The sequence below is a fragment of the Paraburkholderia dipogonis genome, from assembly GCF_042680985.1.
Lineage (GTDB): Bacteria > Pseudomonadota > Gammaproteobacteria > Burkholderiales > Burkholderiaceae > Paraburkholderia > Paraburkholderia phytofirmans.
Genome location: NZ_JBHUFR010000022.1, coordinates 239,775 through 254,780, shown reverse-complemented (window position 1 = coordinate 254,780; position 15,006 = coordinate 239,775). Strand labels below are relative to the sequence as shown.

The 15,006-nt window shown below is 63.2% G+C and carries 13 protein-coding genes; 7 read left to right on the top strand and 6 right to left on the bottom strand.

Annotated features, from left to right (window positions below; translation table 11 throughout):
- Window positions 1-50 precede the first annotated feature (50 nt).
- Both ACFSNN_RS28285 and ACFSNN_RS28280 read left to right on the top strand, forming a co-directional pair.
- The gene (locus ACFSNN_RS28285) at window positions 51-638 is read left to right on the top strand and encodes an NUDIX domain-containing protein (protein WP_134464973.1); all 588 of its coding nucleotides are present in this window, start codon (window positions 51-53) and stop codon (window positions 636-638) included.
- A gap of 221 nt (window positions 639-859) precedes the next feature.
- Window positions 860-1,189 (top strand): hypothetical protein, encoded by a 330-nt coding sequence (locus ACFSNN_RS28280; protein ID WP_134464975.1) that lies wholly within the window; start codon window positions 860-862, stop codon window positions 1,187-1,189.
- Between the two features lie 151 nt (window positions 1,190-1,340).
- On the opposite strand, the gene ACFSNN_RS28275 is transcribed toward ACFSNN_RS28280, so the two are convergent.
- Window positions 1,341-2,342, bottom strand: a complete 1,002-nt coding sequence (locus ACFSNN_RS28275) for an aldo/keto reductase (protein WP_134464977.1) — start codon at window positions 2,340-2,342, stop codon at window positions 1,341-1,343.
- A 273-nt stretch (window positions 2,343-2,615) separates the two neighbouring features.
- Between ACFSNN_RS28275 and ACFSNN_RS28270 the strand changes: the two genes are divergently transcribed.
- Entirely contained in the window at window positions 2,616-3,563 is a 948-nt protein-coding gene (locus tag ACFSNN_RS28270; RefSeq protein ID WP_134464979.1) for a LysR family transcriptional regulator, read from the top strand.
- A gap of 6 nt (window positions 3,564-3,569) precedes the next feature.
- On the opposite strand, the gene ACFSNN_RS28265 is transcribed toward ACFSNN_RS28270, so the two are convergent.
- Window positions 3,570-4,730, bottom strand: a complete 1,161-nt coding sequence (locus tag ACFSNN_RS28265; RefSeq protein WP_134464981.1) for a porin — start codon at window positions 4,728-4,730, stop codon at window positions 3,570-3,572.
- Between the two features lie 522 nt (window positions 4,731-5,252).
- Between ACFSNN_RS28265 and ACFSNN_RS28260 the strand changes: the two genes are divergently transcribed.
- On the top strand, window positions 5,253-6,362 hold the full coding sequence (locus ACFSNN_RS28260; protein ID WP_134464983.1) for an OpgC domain-containing protein: 1,110 nt from the start codon (window positions 5,253-5,255) through the stop codon (window positions 6,360-6,362).
- Window positions 6,363-6,540: 178 nt separating this feature from the next.
- Complete coding sequence (locus ACFSNN_RS28255; RefSeq protein WP_134464985.1) at window positions 6,541-7,437, top strand: alpha/beta hydrolase; 897 nt, start codon at window positions 6,541-6,543, stop codon at window positions 7,435-7,437.
- A gap of 45 nt (window positions 7,438-7,482) precedes the next feature.
- Here the strand turns inward: ACFSNN_RS28255 and ACFSNN_RS28250 are convergent, their stop codons facing one another.
- Complete coding sequence (locus tag ACFSNN_RS28250) at window positions 7,483-8,565, bottom strand: AI-2E family transporter (protein WP_134464987.1); 1,083 nt, start codon at window positions 8,563-8,565, stop codon at window positions 7,483-7,485.
- Window positions 8,566-8,941: 376 nt separating this feature from the next.
- Between ACFSNN_RS28250 and ACFSNN_RS28245 the strand changes: the two genes are divergently transcribed.
- Both ACFSNN_RS28245 and ACFSNN_RS28240 read left to right on the top strand, forming a co-directional pair.
- Window positions 8,942-9,223, top strand: a complete 282-nt coding sequence (locus ACFSNN_RS28245; protein ID WP_012426819.1) for a DUF3331 domain-containing protein — start codon at window positions 8,942-8,944, stop codon at window positions 9,221-9,223.
- A 275-nt stretch (window positions 9,224-9,498) separates the two neighbouring features.
- On the top strand, window positions 9,499-12,084 hold the full coding sequence (locus ACFSNN_RS28240) for an adenosylcobalamin-dependent ribonucleoside-diphosphate reductase (RefSeq protein ID WP_377689094.1): 2,586 nt from the start codon (window positions 9,499-9,501) through the stop codon (window positions 12,082-12,084).
- Between the two features lie 148 nt (window positions 12,085-12,232).
- Here the strand turns inward: ACFSNN_RS28240 and ACFSNN_RS28235 are convergent, their stop codons facing one another.
- The 3 genes from ACFSNN_RS28235 to ACFSNN_RS28225 are packed head-to-tail and all read right to left on the bottom strand — an operon-like array spanning window position 12,233 to window position 15,002.
- Entirely contained in the window at window positions 12,233-12,673 is a 441-nt protein-coding gene (locus ACFSNN_RS28235) for a DUF3331 domain-containing protein (RefSeq protein WP_134464989.1), read from the bottom strand.
- Between the two features lie 47 nt (window positions 12,674-12,720).
- Window positions 12,721-13,530, bottom strand: coding sequence for an alpha/beta hydrolase (locus ACFSNN_RS28230; RefSeq protein WP_134464991.1), 810 nt, complete (start codon window positions 13,528-13,530; stop codon window positions 12,721-12,723).
- 29 nt (window positions 13,531-13,559) lie between these two features.
- Window positions 13,560-15,002, bottom strand: a complete 1,443-nt coding sequence (locus tag ACFSNN_RS28225) for an efflux transporter outer membrane subunit (protein WP_134464993.1) — start codon at window positions 15,000-15,002, stop codon at window positions 13,560-13,562.
- Window positions 15,003-15,006: the final 4 nt, after the last annotated feature.

Below are 15,006 nucleotides of genomic sequence, written 5' to 3'. Positions count from 1 at the left end.
ATGATTCGCATGCGGAGCGAACCGCGTTTCCACGGGACAGGATGCAAGCCATGAACGAAACCGCCGAAAGAGTCAGGATTGTCGACGTCGAGGTGCTGTCAGACGACTGGTACGTGCTGAAAAAAACCACCTTCGACTACCGGCGCGCCGACGGCAGCTGGCAGCGGCAGAGCCGCGAAACCTACGACCGCGGCAACGGCGCGACGCTGCTGCTTTACGAACCGCACCGGCGCACGGTCGTGCTGACGCGGCAGTTCCGGCTGCCGGCGTTCGTCAACGGTCATCACGGCATGCTGATCGAAACGCCGGCCGGGCTGCTGGAGACCGCGTCGCCGGAAGAGCGGATTCGCGCCGAAGTCGAGGAAGAAACCGGCTACCGCGTGCACGACGTCCGCAAGGTCTTCGAGGCCTTCATGAGTCCGGGTTCGGTCACGGAGAAACTGCACTTTTTCGTCGCCGAATACGATGCGGTGGCCAAAGTCGGCGCGGGCGGCGGCCTCGCCGAAGAAGGCGAAGACATCGAGGTGCTGGAACTGCCGGTGGATGAAGCGCTGGCGATGATCGAGCGCGGTGAAATTGTCGATGGAAAAACCATCATGCTGTTGCAGTACGCCAGGTTGAACCTGTTCGGCACTTAGCTGGAACGTGCCGACCTTCCTCGCTTTTGGGATTCATCCTATCGGGCATTAGGAAAAGGACGATAGGTTGGGCCCGGCAATAAAAATATTCTTACGCATCCCATTGAGGTCGAGCGGCGTCGCAGTCACGGCAGCGCCGATTTACCGAATGGAACCCTTTCCGTCAGAATATTTTTTGATTCGCCGCTTTTATCAAGGCGGCGTATAAAGCCGAGGTTCAAATGGATTCTCTCAGTTCAGCAAGCCGATTCATGAGCGGCTTTTTCTTCGGCACTCTGATTGCCGCCGTCATCATGGTGCTCCTGTGCAATGCCGGCGAATTTTCGCCGTTCATGGCCAAACTGCATGCGCTGGAACAGGTTATCGTGACCGCGCTGATTTCCATCGTAATCGTCGACGCTAAACCTCTGGCCTATAAGACCGTGTGGCGCGAGCGCCGCTGCAGTTTCGTCCTCGATGAAGATATCAACGCCACGCTTCGCGGCCGGACCTTCGGCATTCCGTTCGGCGTGATCGTCGGTATTCTGTTTCAGAATTACGTCATGAATTGAGCGTTAATCCGGTTTAATACGCTGCTCGATATTCATCATCTTCAATTCGCGCGCCTTGTGATAATCCGTTATTCAAGGCGCGCGATTCGTTTACCCCTTCCCTTTTCGCTTTTTCAAAGCTTTTTCAAAAGCGGAATGATCGGCTAGCCGATCAATGCCCGCTGCGTTCGCTGTCCAGATGCGCCATCTGCACCTCGTTGTAGCGCGAGCCCGCCACCGCTTCAGGCGGAATCGCCGCTTCGATGCGCGCCAGTTCATCGGCGTTCAGTTTCAAGCCGGTGGCGGCGAGCGCATCCGTCAACTGGCCGCGGCGCCGTGCGCCGACCAGCGGCACGATGTCGTCGCCACGTGACAGCGCCCAAGCGATCGCCAATTGCGCCGGATTGGTGCCGCGCGCGTCGGCGATCCCGCGCAACGTTTCGACCAGCGCCAGGTTGCGCTCCAGGTTCTCACCCTGAAAGCGCGGACTCACGCTGCGAAAATCCTTCTGCGCGCCACGCTCTTTCGACCACGCGCCGCTCAGCAAACCACGCGACAACACGCCGTACGCGGTGATGCCGATGCCGAGTTCACGGCACACCGGCAAGATTTCGGCCTCGATGCCACGCGACATCAGCGAGTATTCGATCTGCAGATCGGCAATCGGCGCGACGGCCCGCGCCCGGCGCAGCGTGTGCGCGCCGACCTCCGACAAGCCGATCTGGCGCACGTAGCCTTCCTTCACCAGATCCGCGATGGCGCCGACGGTCTCCTCGACCGGCACCGCCGGGTCGAGCCGCGCGGGACGGTAAATGTCGATATAGTCGGTGCCGAGCCGCCGCAGCGTGTACGCGAGGAAGTTGCGCACCGCGACCGGCCGCGCGTCGAAGCCGATCCAGCCGCCGGCCGGATCGCGCATTCCGCCGAATTTCACGCTGACCACCACGTTCTCGCGCTGACGCCCTTGCAGCGCGTCGCGGATCAGCATTTCGTTGTGGCCCATGCCGTAGAAGTCGCCGGTGTCGAGCAGCGTGATGCCGGCGTCGAGCGCCGCGTGAATCGTGGCGATGCCTTCGTCGCGGTCGGCCGGGCCGTACAGATCGGACATGCCCATGCAGCCGAGGCCGATGGCGGAAACGCGCGGGCCTTGCTGGCCCAGTTGACGTGTGTTCATGGCGTGCCTTCCTGAAGTCGTTTGATCGCATTGAGGATGACGGCGAACCGGCCTGCGTGAAGCCGCGCCTGGAGTTGCATTTGCAACCGCGTTTGCAGCCGCGTTGAAGCCGCGTTTAAGCCCGATTCGCCAAGTCTGAACGGCATTCTGCGCCAGGCCGGTGTAGCGATAAAGGCGCGGCGCTCGATCAGATTGGTCGAAAACAGATAACAATCGGCACAATGGAAACCCACCGAACCCCGCCCGAGCGGGCTCAGACGGAGAGCATCGTCGATGGATCATTTGCAGGCCATGAAAGTCTTCGCGCGCGTCGCGCAACTCGGCAGCTTCACCAAAGCCGCCGAGCAGATGCAACTGCCGCGCCCCACCGTCAGTAACGCGATCCAATACCTGGAAAGCCATCTGCGCGTGCGGCTGCTCCAGCGCACCACGCGGCGCGTTGCGCTCACACCCGAAGGCGCCGCCTATCACGAGCGCTGCGTCCAGGTGCTGGCCGATATCGACGACGCCGAGGCGCTCTTCGCCGATGTCGCCGCCGGCCCGCGCGGCGCGGTCCGCGTCGATTTGCCGGAGCGGCTGGCGCTGCACGTGGTGATTCCCGCGCTGCCGGACTTCTTCGCGCGCTATCCGGACATTCGCGTCGTGCTGAGCGCGACCGACCGCATGATCGATCTGATCGAGGACGGCGTCGATTGCGCGGTGCGGGTCGGCAGCATGGGCGACACGACGCTGGTCGCGCGGCGCATCGGCGAGTTCGAACAGGTCAATTGCGCGTCGCGCGGCTACATCGAGAAATATGGCCTGCCGCGTACGCCCGCCGATCTGGGCGGCCATGTCGCCGTCGGCTTTTTCTCGAGCCGCAGCGGGCGCGATCTCGACTGGGAATATCTGGAGCAAGGCGAACTGAAGACCGTGGCGATGCGCAGCGCCGTCTCGGTCAACAGCGCGCATGCCTATATCGGCTGTTGCCTCGCCGGACTCGGCATGATTCAGGGGCCGGTCGGCAGCGTGGATGCGCTGCTGTTCGAGAGCGGTGAACTCGTCGAAGTGCTGAAGGACTGGAAAGCGCCGCCGCTGCCGGTTTCGGTGGTGTTTCCGCACGGCCGGCATCTGGCGCCGCGCGTGCGGATTTTCGTCGACTGGGTGGCGGAATTGATCGGCAAGCGAACGCCCGCCGCCGCAGCGCCCAAAGACAGACGGCCGCGTGGCACGACCAGGTAAGGCGACTCAGAACTTATGCCGGATCGCCGCGCGCACCACGACCTGCTTCGAGGTCGATGACGGCGACTGCGTGCCGACGTTGAAGGCATCGTCCAGAATCGAATAGGTCGAGTCGCCGGTCACCTGCTGATACTCGCCCTGAATGTAGACGTCGGTGCGTTTGGACAGGTTGTAATCCGCCATCAGGCCGAACGAGTGAATTTTCGGCTTCACGCCGCCGCTCGATGCGTCGTAGGTTTCCATCGTGTACACGTATTGCGCGCCGACGAACAGCATCGGCGAAATCTGATACTTGCCGTTCACCTCGAAGTTCTGATACTTCAGCGAGTTCAGCAAGACGCCCGGCGGCACGAGCGGCGTCACGCCGAGATAGCCGTTGCCGGTCGGGTCCAGATAATTCGAATTGGTATAGACGAAGCCGGCCGTCGTCGGACCGAACGTGTACGTGATGCCGCCGCCGAACACGCGCATGCGGGCGGCGATGAAGCTGGCGTCGTTCGCCGTGATCGCCCCGTTCGCGCCATTGCCGGGATTGTCGGCCTGCAGATACGCCGCGGCCACCAGCAGGCCGCCATAGGAATACTGGCCGCCGAAACTGTACGCGCGATTGTTGGCGAAGCTGGTGTCGTTGCTGAAGCTATACACCCCGCCGAACTGGAAGCCGGACAGCGACGGACTCGTGTATTTGACCGAGTTGTCGAGCCTGAACGAATTGTCGGTATTGTCGTTGTCGTACGGGTGCGAGAAGAGCGAGCCGGCCCAGTTGCCGTTGGCCGTGGTCTGGGCCAGATAGTCGACCACCGAATCGTACTGGCGGCCGAACGTCAAGGTGCCGAACTGATTCGCGCTCAAGCCGACAAAGGCCTGACGGCCGAACATGCGGCCGCCCTGATTGAGCCGCCCGGAACTTACGTCGAAACCGTTTTCCAGCTGGAAGATCGCCTTCAGGCCGCCGCCCAGTTCCTCGGCGCCTTTCAGCCCCCAGCGGCTGCCTTGCGCATAGCCGCTCGCGAGCTCATAGACATGACCGCGGCCGACATTGTTGGTGTAGTTGATGCCTTCGTCGAGCACGCCGTACAGCGTGACGCTCGTCTGCGCCGAGGCGGGCGCGGCAAAAGCGGCGGACAAAGCGGTGGAGACAGCTAGCGCGAACACTTGCTTGTTCATGACGATCTCCCTGCACTCGAGCAATGGGACAACTCGATCCGGCCGCTTTGTTCTTGGCGCCTCACAAGGTGCTGCACCCACCCTGGCGCGCTTTACGGAAATCCTCACACGCCGTTAGGCCGCCGTCCATTGGGTGTCGTGTCGATATCTGAAAACGTTGCGAAATCTCCACTTGGTGCGGTGGGCCCTTTTGTCGCGGCGCTCATTCAGGTAAACGGCGCAGCGCCACGCGGACTTGATAGCCGCGGCGCGTCACCCGCGCTGCCTTGCCTTGCCTCAAGCCGATTTGTCACGAAAAGAAATATAATCGCGAACTTCTTGCGGCGGCGCAGCGGAACTCCACGCCAGCACGCGGGTCACTTTTACTGCCTCCTGCAACCGTGCCACGTTCGGCCGGTTGGAAAGCGGCGACGCGGGTCGCGTATCCGCCGCAGCATCCCAATCCAATTTCTAAAGCCTTGTGAGACGCCTGCCGCGCTGCACCAGCGCGCCGTCGCACGGGGTTTGCTTTTGGCGAACACAATGCAAAAGTCGCAATCCCGCCTGATCGAACTCGATTTTTTTCGGGGGCTGGTCCTTCTGATCATCGTCGTCGACCACATCGGCGGCAGCATTCTGTCGCGCGTCACGCTGCACGCCTACGCGCTATGCGATGCCGCCGAGGTGTTCGTGTTCCTCGGCGGCTTTGCGACCGCCACGGCGTACGCCGCGCTGGCCGAACGGCGCAACGAGACGATCGCGCGCAGCCGCTTCCTGCGGCGCTCGCTGGAAATTTATCGCGCGTTCCTCGTCACCGCCGCGCTGATGCTGCTGGTCAGCGCCGTGCTCAGCGCATTCAGCATTGACGGGCCGAATCTCGCCATCACCGATCTCGACGATCTGATGGACACCCCGCTCGCGGCGCTCGGCGACATTCTGCTGTTCCGCCGCCAGCCGTATCTGGCTTCGGTGCTGCCCATGTACGCGTTCTTCGCGCTGCTGGTGCCGATGATCCTGCCGCTCGCGCGCAGCAAGCCCTGGCTGCTGCTGGCCGGCAGCGTCGCGCTGTGGGCCAGCGCGCCGGCCATCGTCGCCTACCTGCCCGCCGCGCCGGACATGCGCTGGGATTTCAATCCGTTCGCCTGGCAACTGCTGTTCGTGCTCGGCGTGCTGGCCCGTTGCCAGCCGGTTTATCAGCGCGCGAGCGCACACCGTCTGGGTTGGCTCGTCAGCCTGCTGGCGCTTGCAGTGGTCGCGGCCGGCGCTTACTACAAGCTGTTTATCGAGCACGAACCGCTCGATGCCAGCCTCAAGCAAAACCTCTCGTACCTGCGAGCTGTGAATTTTCTCGCCATCGCGTGGCTGGTCGCGAATCTGATTCAGCTCGGCTGGGCAAGGAAGCTCGCGCAATGGGCACCATGGGTCGGCGTGATCGGGCGCAAAGGGTTGCTGTGCTTTATCGCCGGCGCAGTGATTTCGCTCGTGGTCGACTCCGTGCTGTACGCGGCGACGGACGGCTATCTGAACTATCCGCTCGGACTGCTCGCGGACGCGATCGCGATCGGCGCGCTGTTCGCGGTCGCGCTGGGGGCGGAGCCGCTCAAGCGTGTGGCCGGCCGCTTGTATGGCGGATGGTTGCGCACATCGCCCTGAACGGCGTCCATGCGTAAAGGCATGGGATTACCCGCTTGACGGCGGCCACAGGCTATTTCTCCGCCACTCAGTCACGTCCCTGCCGCCGTCCGCTGAACTTGCCAACGGTCAAAATGTTCTGCCGATCCTGATAGCATGACGGCCGCGCGCAAGCTGCGCGGCGGCCTCCTACTCCGACATGCGTCTATTCCTACGTTCAGCCCTCGTTGCGCTCTGCGCGGCTTCGATCAGCGCGCCGGCGCTCGCCAGCACCGTGATCAGCCGCAGCTTCCATTCCGACGCCCTCGGCCGCGACTGGGCCTACACGATCTATCTGCCGAGCGGCTATCGTCATGACGGCAGCCGCCTGCCCGTGCTGTATCTCCTGCACGGCAATAACGGCGACGCCAACGACTGGATCACACAAGGCCATCTGCAGAGCGCGGCCGACGCCTTGATCGAGCATAAGGACATGCCGCCCGTCGTGATCGTGATGCCGCAAGGCGGCACGGATTGGTATGTCGATCGCAAGGAGAAGATGGAGACCGCCTTCTTCGACGATCTGCTGCCCGAGATCGAAACGCGCTACGCGGTCTCGACGCAACGCGGCGCACGCATGATTGGCGGCGTCTCGATGGGCGGCTTCGGCGCGTTGCGCTACGCGATGACGCAACCCGAGCGCTTCTGCGGCGCGCTGCTGCTGAGCCCCGCGATCTATCCCAACGAGCCGCCGCGTGCGTCGGCTGCGCGCCGCGTCGGCGTGTTCGGCGAGCGCGAATTCGACGCGCATATCTGGCACGAACTCAACTACCCGGCGCAATGGGATCGCTACATGAGCCGGCCGTACCGTCTGCCGATGTTCATCGCCGCCGGCGACGACGACCTCGCGATCCAGGCCGATGCATCGTCGCTCTATACACACCTGCGGCTGGCGGGCAATCCGGCGGCGTTGCGCATCATCGACGGCGGCCATACGTGGGACGTCTGGAGCGCGCTGCTGCCCGCCGCGCTCAAATACACGCTCGGCTGCGTGAAGCCGCAACCGCAACCGCAGCAGCAGCAACCACAGGACCACCCGTCAAACCAGCGGCCCTGAGCGCTTCAGCAGCACTGCCTGATGCCGGTATGAAAACCCGTGCAACTATCGCACGAGGTCGGTCCACAACACCATCAGCACGGTCATTAACGCGGGACCGATGAAGATGCCGAGCAGGCCGAACGTTTCCGCGCCGCCAAGAATACCGAACAGCACGAGCAGGAACGGCAAACGCGTCGAGTTGCCGATCAGCACCGGCCGCACGAAATGCTCGGCGATGAACACCACGACGGAGCCGAACACGGCGAGGCCGACGCCCGCCGCCACCGAGCCTTGCGAGATCAGCCACAAGGCCGCGAGACCGAAGGTGAGCGGCGCGCAGAACGGCAGCATCGCGGCGATCGCGGTGACGAGCGCAAGCAGCGCGACATGCGGCAAGCCCGTCACGAAATACGCGACGCCCAGCAACGCGCCTTCGCCGAGCCCGACCACGACCAGTCCTGACACCGTGCCGCGCACCGCCGTGGCCATGCGTAGCAGAAGCTGCGCGCCATCTTCGCCGAAGCCGCGCCGTATGCCTTTGAGCAGCGAGTTCGACAGGCGCGGTCCCGCCTGAAAAATCACGAACAGCGTGATCAGCATGAAACCGAACACCGCTACGGCATGCGCCGCGCGCGCGCCGAAGTGCCGGCCGAGCGTCATCACCGTGGTGCTGTGCAGTCCTTTCATGGCCGCTGAACCGCGCAGCGGCTGAGCAAGATTGGCCTGCCACCACGCGGAAACCTGCTGCACGCCGAACGGCAGGTGCTGGATGAAATCCGGCAATGGGATGCCGTTTTCCTGCGCGTCTTTGAACCAGTCGCTCATGTCGTGCGCTTCGCGCAGCGCCTGGGCAATGCCGATGCCCACCGGCAGCACGACCAGCAACGCGATCGCCAGCGTCAACACGGCCGCGATCAGCGTCGTGTGCCCGGTAAACCAGCGGCTGCCCTCGACCTTGCGCAACAACGGCCATAGCGCAATCGCAAGCACCGCAGCCCACGCCACCACCGCAATGAAATCGCGCGCGACCCACAACGCCAGCAACACCAGGCCGATGTACAGCACGAGCGAGGCCGCTTTCTGCTTCTTCAGGCAGTCCGGCGTGTCAGGCGGTTCAGGTGGTGCGGCAGGCGGGTGTGAATTCATGTGAGCTCTTATGGTTTTGTGAAGGCACCCTTCAAGGGACTTCCTTCGATAGGTGTGCGCGAGCCGACCGGAAAAATGCAAAGCCGCTACACTGGCGCGGCACGGTCGCTCATCAATAAACCACATCTTAAAGGAAGCACCGGCGTCCCTTGCAGGCAGTACGCTTGTCTCACTACGTACAACACTGCGTTGCAAAAATTCGTCCTATCGTAAATTCAGCATAACAATGGCCCGCGAAGGCCCGTCTTTTCGGGATAGCGCGAATGTCAAGTTTCATTGTTGCTGTTTGAAGAACAGTGTTTCAACTGCGACACAATGGCTATCCGGCGCGCGCGGGACTACATTCGCGACACCACACAATACGGAGCCGACGACGATGACCTTAGAGTCCATCCCCCTTGACGGTACCCATGGCGTGCGCATCGAAATTCTCGAGCGCTCGGACACGACGCTCGTGATTCGCTGGGTCGAGCCGGGAAAGTGTCACTACGGTGAGCAGCGGTGGCGGCGCAGGTCGGCACATACGTCAGGCACGTGTGCGGTGTCGCGCCGCAAGATTCGCCGCGGCGACGCGGTGTTCAAACCGGCCGAGCGGCCCGCGCCTTTGAATGCTTCCGCCATGATCTGCGCTGAACTGCTGGAGTGTGTCGAGGCCTGAGCCTCGATCTTCTTGCCGGCGTCGCGCGCACGTCCTGGCCAACCCGCCCGACGCGCCCGCTCTGCCCGGCGCACCAACCCACATAGCGGCACGTGCAGCACGCGCGACCCGCTTCCCGGCGTGGGTAAACACCCTCTGATTGCGGCCCCTCGTCACGTGCGTTAAGGTGGACGGCGTTGCGTCAAGTCACCCTGCCTGCTCCAGGCACGGCGTTATCGTGACCCGCACTCCACCCACCGCGCCGTACCCCTTGCGGCGCCGATTGAGGGCATACCATGGCCGAAGACACGCCGGAAACCCGCACACCGATCGCCCCCCCGGCGCACCCCGCGCCTTCCGCACCGCTGGTCGCACCGCAACAATTCTCCCTGGACGTCCTGCTCGAAAAGTACGCGAAAGGCGACGAGCAATCCGCGGACGATGTGTTCAAGCGCGTCGCGCGCGGCGTGGCCGAGGCCGAACCGCAAGCGCTGCGCGAATCGGTCGAGGCGCTCTTCGTGGACAACCTGCGGCACGGCGCGCTCGGCGCCGGCCGCATCATGAGCGCGGCGGGCACCGGCATCGCGGCCACACTGATCAACTGCTTCGTGCAGCCCGTGGGCGACGCGATTCAGGGCGTCGACGAACAAGGCTTGCCCGGCATCTACGTCGCCTTGCTGCAGGCGGCGGAGACCATGCGCCGCGGCGGCGGAGTCGGCTACAACTTTTCGGCGATCCGCCCTAAAGGCGCGCGCGTTCACACCACCAGTTCGTCGGCGTCCGGTCCGTGCAGTTATATGGACGTGTTCGACGCGTCGTGCCGCACGGTCGAAAGCGCCGGTTCGCGGCGCGGCGCGCAGATGGCCGTGCTCGACTGCAATCATCCCGATTTGCTGGAGTTCATCGAGGCCAAGCATTCGAAGGGGCGCTGGAACAACTTCAACGTGTCGGTCGGCGTGACCGATGAATTCATGCGCGCCGTCGAAGAAGATCAGCCGTGGCAACTCGTGCATCGCGCCGAGCCCTCACCGGCCCAGCGCGCCGCCGACGACGTGCGGCAACGCGAAGACGGCCTGTGGGTGTACAGCGAACGTCCCGCGCGCGCGATCTGGGATCGCATCATGCGCTCCACTTACGACGTCGCGGAACCCGGCATCGTGTTCATCTCGCGCATGAACGAGGACAACAATCTGCGCGCCGTGGAAACCATCCGCGCAACCAACCCTTGCGGCGAGCAACCGCTGCCGGCGTATGGCTGCTGCAATCTCGGACCGCTGAACCTCACGCGTTTCGTGATCGACCCGTTCGCGCAGATGAAAGGCCGCAAGCCTTCTTTCGATTTTGACGGCCTTGCCAAACGCACGCGCACGCAGGTGCGCTTTCTCGACAACGTGCTCGACGTCACGCTGTGGCCGCTGCAGCAGCAATACGACGAGTCGCGCGCCAAGCGGCGCATCGGCGTGGGCTTCACCGGTCTCGGCGACACGCTCGTCATGCTCGGCTTGCGCTACAACTCGCAGGAAGGCCGCGACTTCGCCGTGCGCATCGCCCAACTGATGCGCGACGAAGCGTATCGCGCATCCGTGGAACTGGCGCGCGAGCGCGGCGCGTTTCCGCTTTTCGACGCCGCGCGTTATCTGGAAGCCGGCACGTTCGCTTCGCGCTTGCCCGAAGACATCAAAGAGGCAATCCGTCGCGACGGCATTCGCAACAGCCATCTGCTCTCCATCGCGCCGACCGGCACCGTGAGCCTCGCCTTCGCGGACAACGCGTCGAACGGCATCGAGCCCGCCTTCTCGTGGACCTACACGCGCATGAAGGTGATGGCCGACGGCGGGCGCGAATCGTTCGATGTCGAAGACTACGCATATCGGCTCTATCGCGAGCTTGGCGGTGACACGAACAAGCTGCCGGACTATTTCGTCAGCGCACTGGAAATGTCGGCACGCGACCATCTCGACATGATGGCGGCCGTGCAGCCGTACGTGGACACGTCGATCTCGAAGACGGTGAACGTGCCCGCCGACTACCCGTTCGAGGCGTTCGAAAGCCTTTACTTCGACGCGTGGAAAAATGGCCTCAAGGGTCTCGCCACCTATCGGCCGAACGAAACGCTCGGCGCGGTGCTCAGCGTGAGCCCGCCGCAAGCGGACGACACCCTGACCGAGAACGACCTCGATCCGCTGCGTATCGCGATCGATCATCGGCCCAGGGGCGAGTTGCCCGCGATCATCGAAAAGGTCGAATATCTGACGCAGCTGGGCAAGAAGTCGCTTTACGTCGCGGTGTCGTTCATCGAGGTCACCGGGCGGCTGGGTGGTGAAGACGTCACCATCGAACGGCCTATCGAGTTCTTCATTCCGACGGGTCAGCGCGACGAATCGCAGCAATGGATCACGGCGACCATGCGTTCGCTGTCGCTGGCGGCGCGCGGCGGTTTTGTCGCGCGCAATCTGCAGGACATGCGCAAGGTTTCGTGGGATCGCGGGCAAGTCCGGCTCGGTGAGGTGCAGCGTCTGGACGGACATCGCGCGCCACGCTGGCACGATTCGGAAGTGGCCGCCCTCGCCTTCGCGATCCAGCAGATTCTGCATCGGCGCGGCTTTCTCGATGCCGAAGGCAATCAGGTGCCCTCGCGCATGCTGGCGCGTTTGCCGCGCGGACAGATGCGCGCCGAGACGGCATTGCCGGCGGATTTCGGCATTCGTCCGCATCCCGTTGAGACTGATGCCGACGCTCTCGCGTTGACACAACCCGGCGGCGCGCAAGGTCTGCATACGATGCTCGGACGCAAGTGCGGGTCGTGCGGAGCGAATGCGGTAATCCGCAAGGACGGGTGCGACTTTTGCACCGCGTGCGGCGAGGTGGGTGCGTGCGGGTAGAGTGTTCCGCGCGAAAAACGTCGCGGCCAAATTGTGCACGTAACTCGACCGTCAGGTTCTGGCGTTTCGCAGCCGGAACCCTAAAACCCAGCCTTACTCCAGTAAGGGGACGAAAGCAAAACCTCATGGGAAGAATAAGTCCATCTCGCTAGATATCACAGAAGGCCAACTCTATACGCTCGTGTTCGAGCACCCGCCGCAGGATCATTGCATTCGCATTCCGTGGCCTTGATCCTGACGCACGTGGCTTGTAAACCTCGTCTCCTTTGAGTATCGGCAACCCGCTCAGAACGCACACTCCGATGCTTTCGGCACGGCTCACACACCAACCCTGATACGCATAACGGCACGACGTCGGATCGCTCCACGACAGGATTGCCGTGGTGCGAGTGGGCCGCTCCACGAGCCTGATTCTTCGCGCCCTTGAAGGCAGTACGTCTCTGTAAGAAGAGTTCGGATCCTTGCCGGACGTTTTTTCCGCTGTTATCGTGGAATCCTGATCGTTGCCGATCTGGTCAAGCGTGTGCTCCCAAATACTCAAATCACGTACTTTATTCAAATCAAACCTCCCTGGCACCCTTAAGCCCATGAGATTGAGCGAATGGGCGCGTCCGATCCTGCTGCGTGCCCGCCCTTCTACACGGGCGCCAGAAACGCCGTCACCTGCCGGGCCACATCTTCGCGCTCGTTGTCGATGCAGATCATGTGATAGCTGTCGCCAAGCACAGCGAGGCGGGCCTTGCCGTTGTCATGTTCGCGATTGACCCGGTCGCGAATGTACTGAGCCGACTTCAGGCTCGTCAACTCGTCGTCCACCGCGTGGATGATCAACGTCGAACATTGCACGCGGTCGAGGTCTCGCGCCGCGCTCCATCGCAGCCGATCGAGTTCCTGGATGGTGCTCAACGGCACCCATGCATAGTGACGACTGTGTCCGCATGAGAATTTCCGCGCGAGCACGGTCCGTAGACGTTTGTTCTTGACACCATAAGGACTCCGTTCGTTAACCTTGAGGTACCTGGCCAACAGAGGAACGCGATAAAGCGCGTGACGGATAAACCGGTACCACGGCAGCGACCACCCATCGAGGAACAACGGCGGCGCCAGCAAGATCAACCTGTCCCGCCCGTTTCGCCCTAGTCCCTCGAGTTTGGCCACCTCCAGTGCCAGCAGCGCACCCATGCACATGCCCATGAGATGCACGGTTCGGTAACGCTCGCGCAATGCAGCCAGTTTTCGCCGCACCGCACCGAGCCATGTTTCGAAGGAAACATCGCGCAGGTCGTCAGGATGACTGCCATGGCCTGGCAGCATAAGATCAGCCGTCGGTATGCCCATGTCGGCAATGCGGCTCTCGAGTCTGCCCAGATCGTGCTGCGTCCCGCCTAGTCCGTGGATCAGCAACACGACTTCCGAGCGATCGGTGTTCTCAGGTTGGTTGTTCATCGAAACTGTTCTCGACCAATGTTCATTTCTCAGCCCCTGGTCACGCCATTTGGCGGCGCGACATCCGTATCTCTCAAGCCACCACCCAGCGCGCGATAAAGCGCAACCGCGTTGCCGAACTCGGCGCGCCGCAGGTCCAGCAGTGTCTGCCGCGCCGCGTACAATTGCCGCTGCGAATCCAGCAGCTCCAGACGGCCGTCGACGCCTGCGCGGTAGCGCAAACTGGAGAGATCGGCACGATGCTCGGCACTGGCGACCACCCTGCTCTGTGCTTCGATCTGCCGTCCGAAGGTTTCGCTGCCGGCGAGGCCGTCGGCCACCTCCCGGAACGCCGTCTGGATCGCGCGTTCATATTCGGCGACGGCGCCGGACTTGCGCACTTCCGCGAGACGCAGTTCGGCGCGCAGCCTGCCGCCCTGGAACAGCGGGAGGGTGATCTGCGGCGCGAAGCTCCAGACACGCTGGTCTCCATTGAACAGACTGCTCATGGCCGGACTGATAAAGCCCAGTGAAGCCGTGAGCGACAGCCGCGGAAAGAACGCCGCGCGCGCCGCCCCGATATCGGCGTTAGCCGCGACCAGGTTCTGCTCGGCCTGAAGAATGTCGGGCCGCCGCAACAGCAAGTCGGATGGCAAGCCCGCCGGCAGTCGAGTCATGACGGGCTGCTGTTCCAGCGGCAGTGGCTCGGGAAGATCCGCAGGCATTTCAGCGCCGACCAGCAGGCGCAGCGCATTGCGCGCTTGCGCCACGGCACGCGTGCGCGCCTCGAGGTCCGCCTGGGCGCTCGCAACCTGACCTTCGGCCTGCGCCACGTCCACGCCGCTATTTTGATGGGCCGCCCTGAGTCGGCGAGCCAGGTCGAGTGATTGCTGCCAGTCGGCCAGCGTGCGCTCGGATAGCTGGCGCTGCTCCTGCGCAAGACGCTCCGCGAAATAGGCGTCCGCCACTGCGCCGACGAGCACGATCTGCGCAGCTCGACGCCCTTGATCGCTCGCCAGGTAGCGGGCAAAAGCGGCATCCGACAACGACCGCACGCGGCCAAACAGATCGATCTCAAACGCATTGAGCCCAACATTGACGCCGACCTGCTTTTGAGTTGCCGCAAGTACGGGCGGGTTCGCATCGGCATTGGCCGCGGTACGCTCGCGCGTCGCGCTGGCTGTCGCATCGACTGCAGGCAAGCGGGCCGCGCGCTGAATGCCATACTGCGCCTCGGCCGCCTCGACGTTCAGCGCGGCCACACGCAGATCGCGGTTGTTGATCAGCGCGAGCTCGATCAGGCGCTGCAGGCGCTGGTCACCGAACATCGAGCGCCACCCGGGATCGGCCGCGTTCACGTGCGTTGCCGCATGTGTACTGGCCGTGTAGGCCGTCGGCAGGGGTAACGCGGGTTTGACTAACGCAGGCGTCAACGAGCAAGCCGACAAAGCCACTACAACGGGAAGAATTGCAGGAAGAATAAACAGTCGCATTACA

Bases quoted from the DNA above. Each gene is read 5' to 3' on its own strand.
- ACFSNN_RS28250 (WP_134464987.1), bottom strand. From the start codon at position 8,565: ATGAATTCACACCCGCCTGCCGCACCACCTGAACCGCCTGACACGCCG.
- ACFSNN_RS28270 (WP_134464979.1), top strand. From the start codon at position 2,616: ATGGATCATTTGCAGGCCATGAAAGTCTTCGCGCGCGTCGCGCAACTC.
- ACFSNN_RS28255 (WP_134464985.1), top strand. From the start codon at position 6,541: ATGCGTCTATTCCTACGTTCAGCCCTCGTTGCGCTCTGCGCGGCTTCG.
- ACFSNN_RS28240 (WP_377689094.1), top strand. From the start codon at position 9,499: ATGGCCGAAGACACGCCGGAAACCCGCACACCGATCGCCCCCCCGGCG.
- ACFSNN_RS28275 (WP_134464977.1), bottom strand. From the start codon at position 2,342: ATGAACACACGTCAACTGGGCCAGCAAGGCCCGCGCGTTTCCGCCATC.
- ACFSNN_RS28230 (WP_134464991.1), bottom strand. From the start codon at position 13,530: ATGAACAACCAACCTGAGAACACCGATCGCTCGGAAGTCGTGTTGCTG.
- ACFSNN_RS28235 (WP_134464989.1), bottom strand. From the start codon at position 12,673: ATGGGCTTAAGGGTGCCAGGGAGGTTTGATTTGAATAAAGTACGTGAT.
- ACFSNN_RS28285 (WP_134464973.1), top strand. From the start codon at position 51: ATGAACGAAACCGCCGAAAGAGTCAGGATTGTCGACGTCGAGGTGCTG.
- ACFSNN_RS28245 (WP_012426819.1), top strand. From the start codon at position 8,942: ATGACCTTAGAGTCCATCCCCCTTGACGGTACCCATGGCGTGCGCATC.
- ACFSNN_RS28265 (WP_134464981.1), bottom strand. From the start codon at position 4,730: ATGAACAAGCAAGTGTTCGCGCTAGCTGTCTCCACCGCTTTGTCCGCC.
- ACFSNN_RS28280 (WP_134464975.1), top strand. From the start codon at position 860: ATGGATTCTCTCAGTTCAGCAAGCCGATTCATGAGCGGCTTTTTCTTC.
- ACFSNN_RS28260 (WP_134464983.1), top strand. From the start codon at position 5,253: ATGCAAAAGTCGCAATCCCGCCTGATCGAACTCGATTTTTTTCGGGGG.
- ACFSNN_RS28225 (WP_134464993.1), bottom strand. From the start codon at position 15,002: ATGCGACTGTTTATTCTTCCTGCAATTCTTCCCGTTGTAGTGGCTTTG.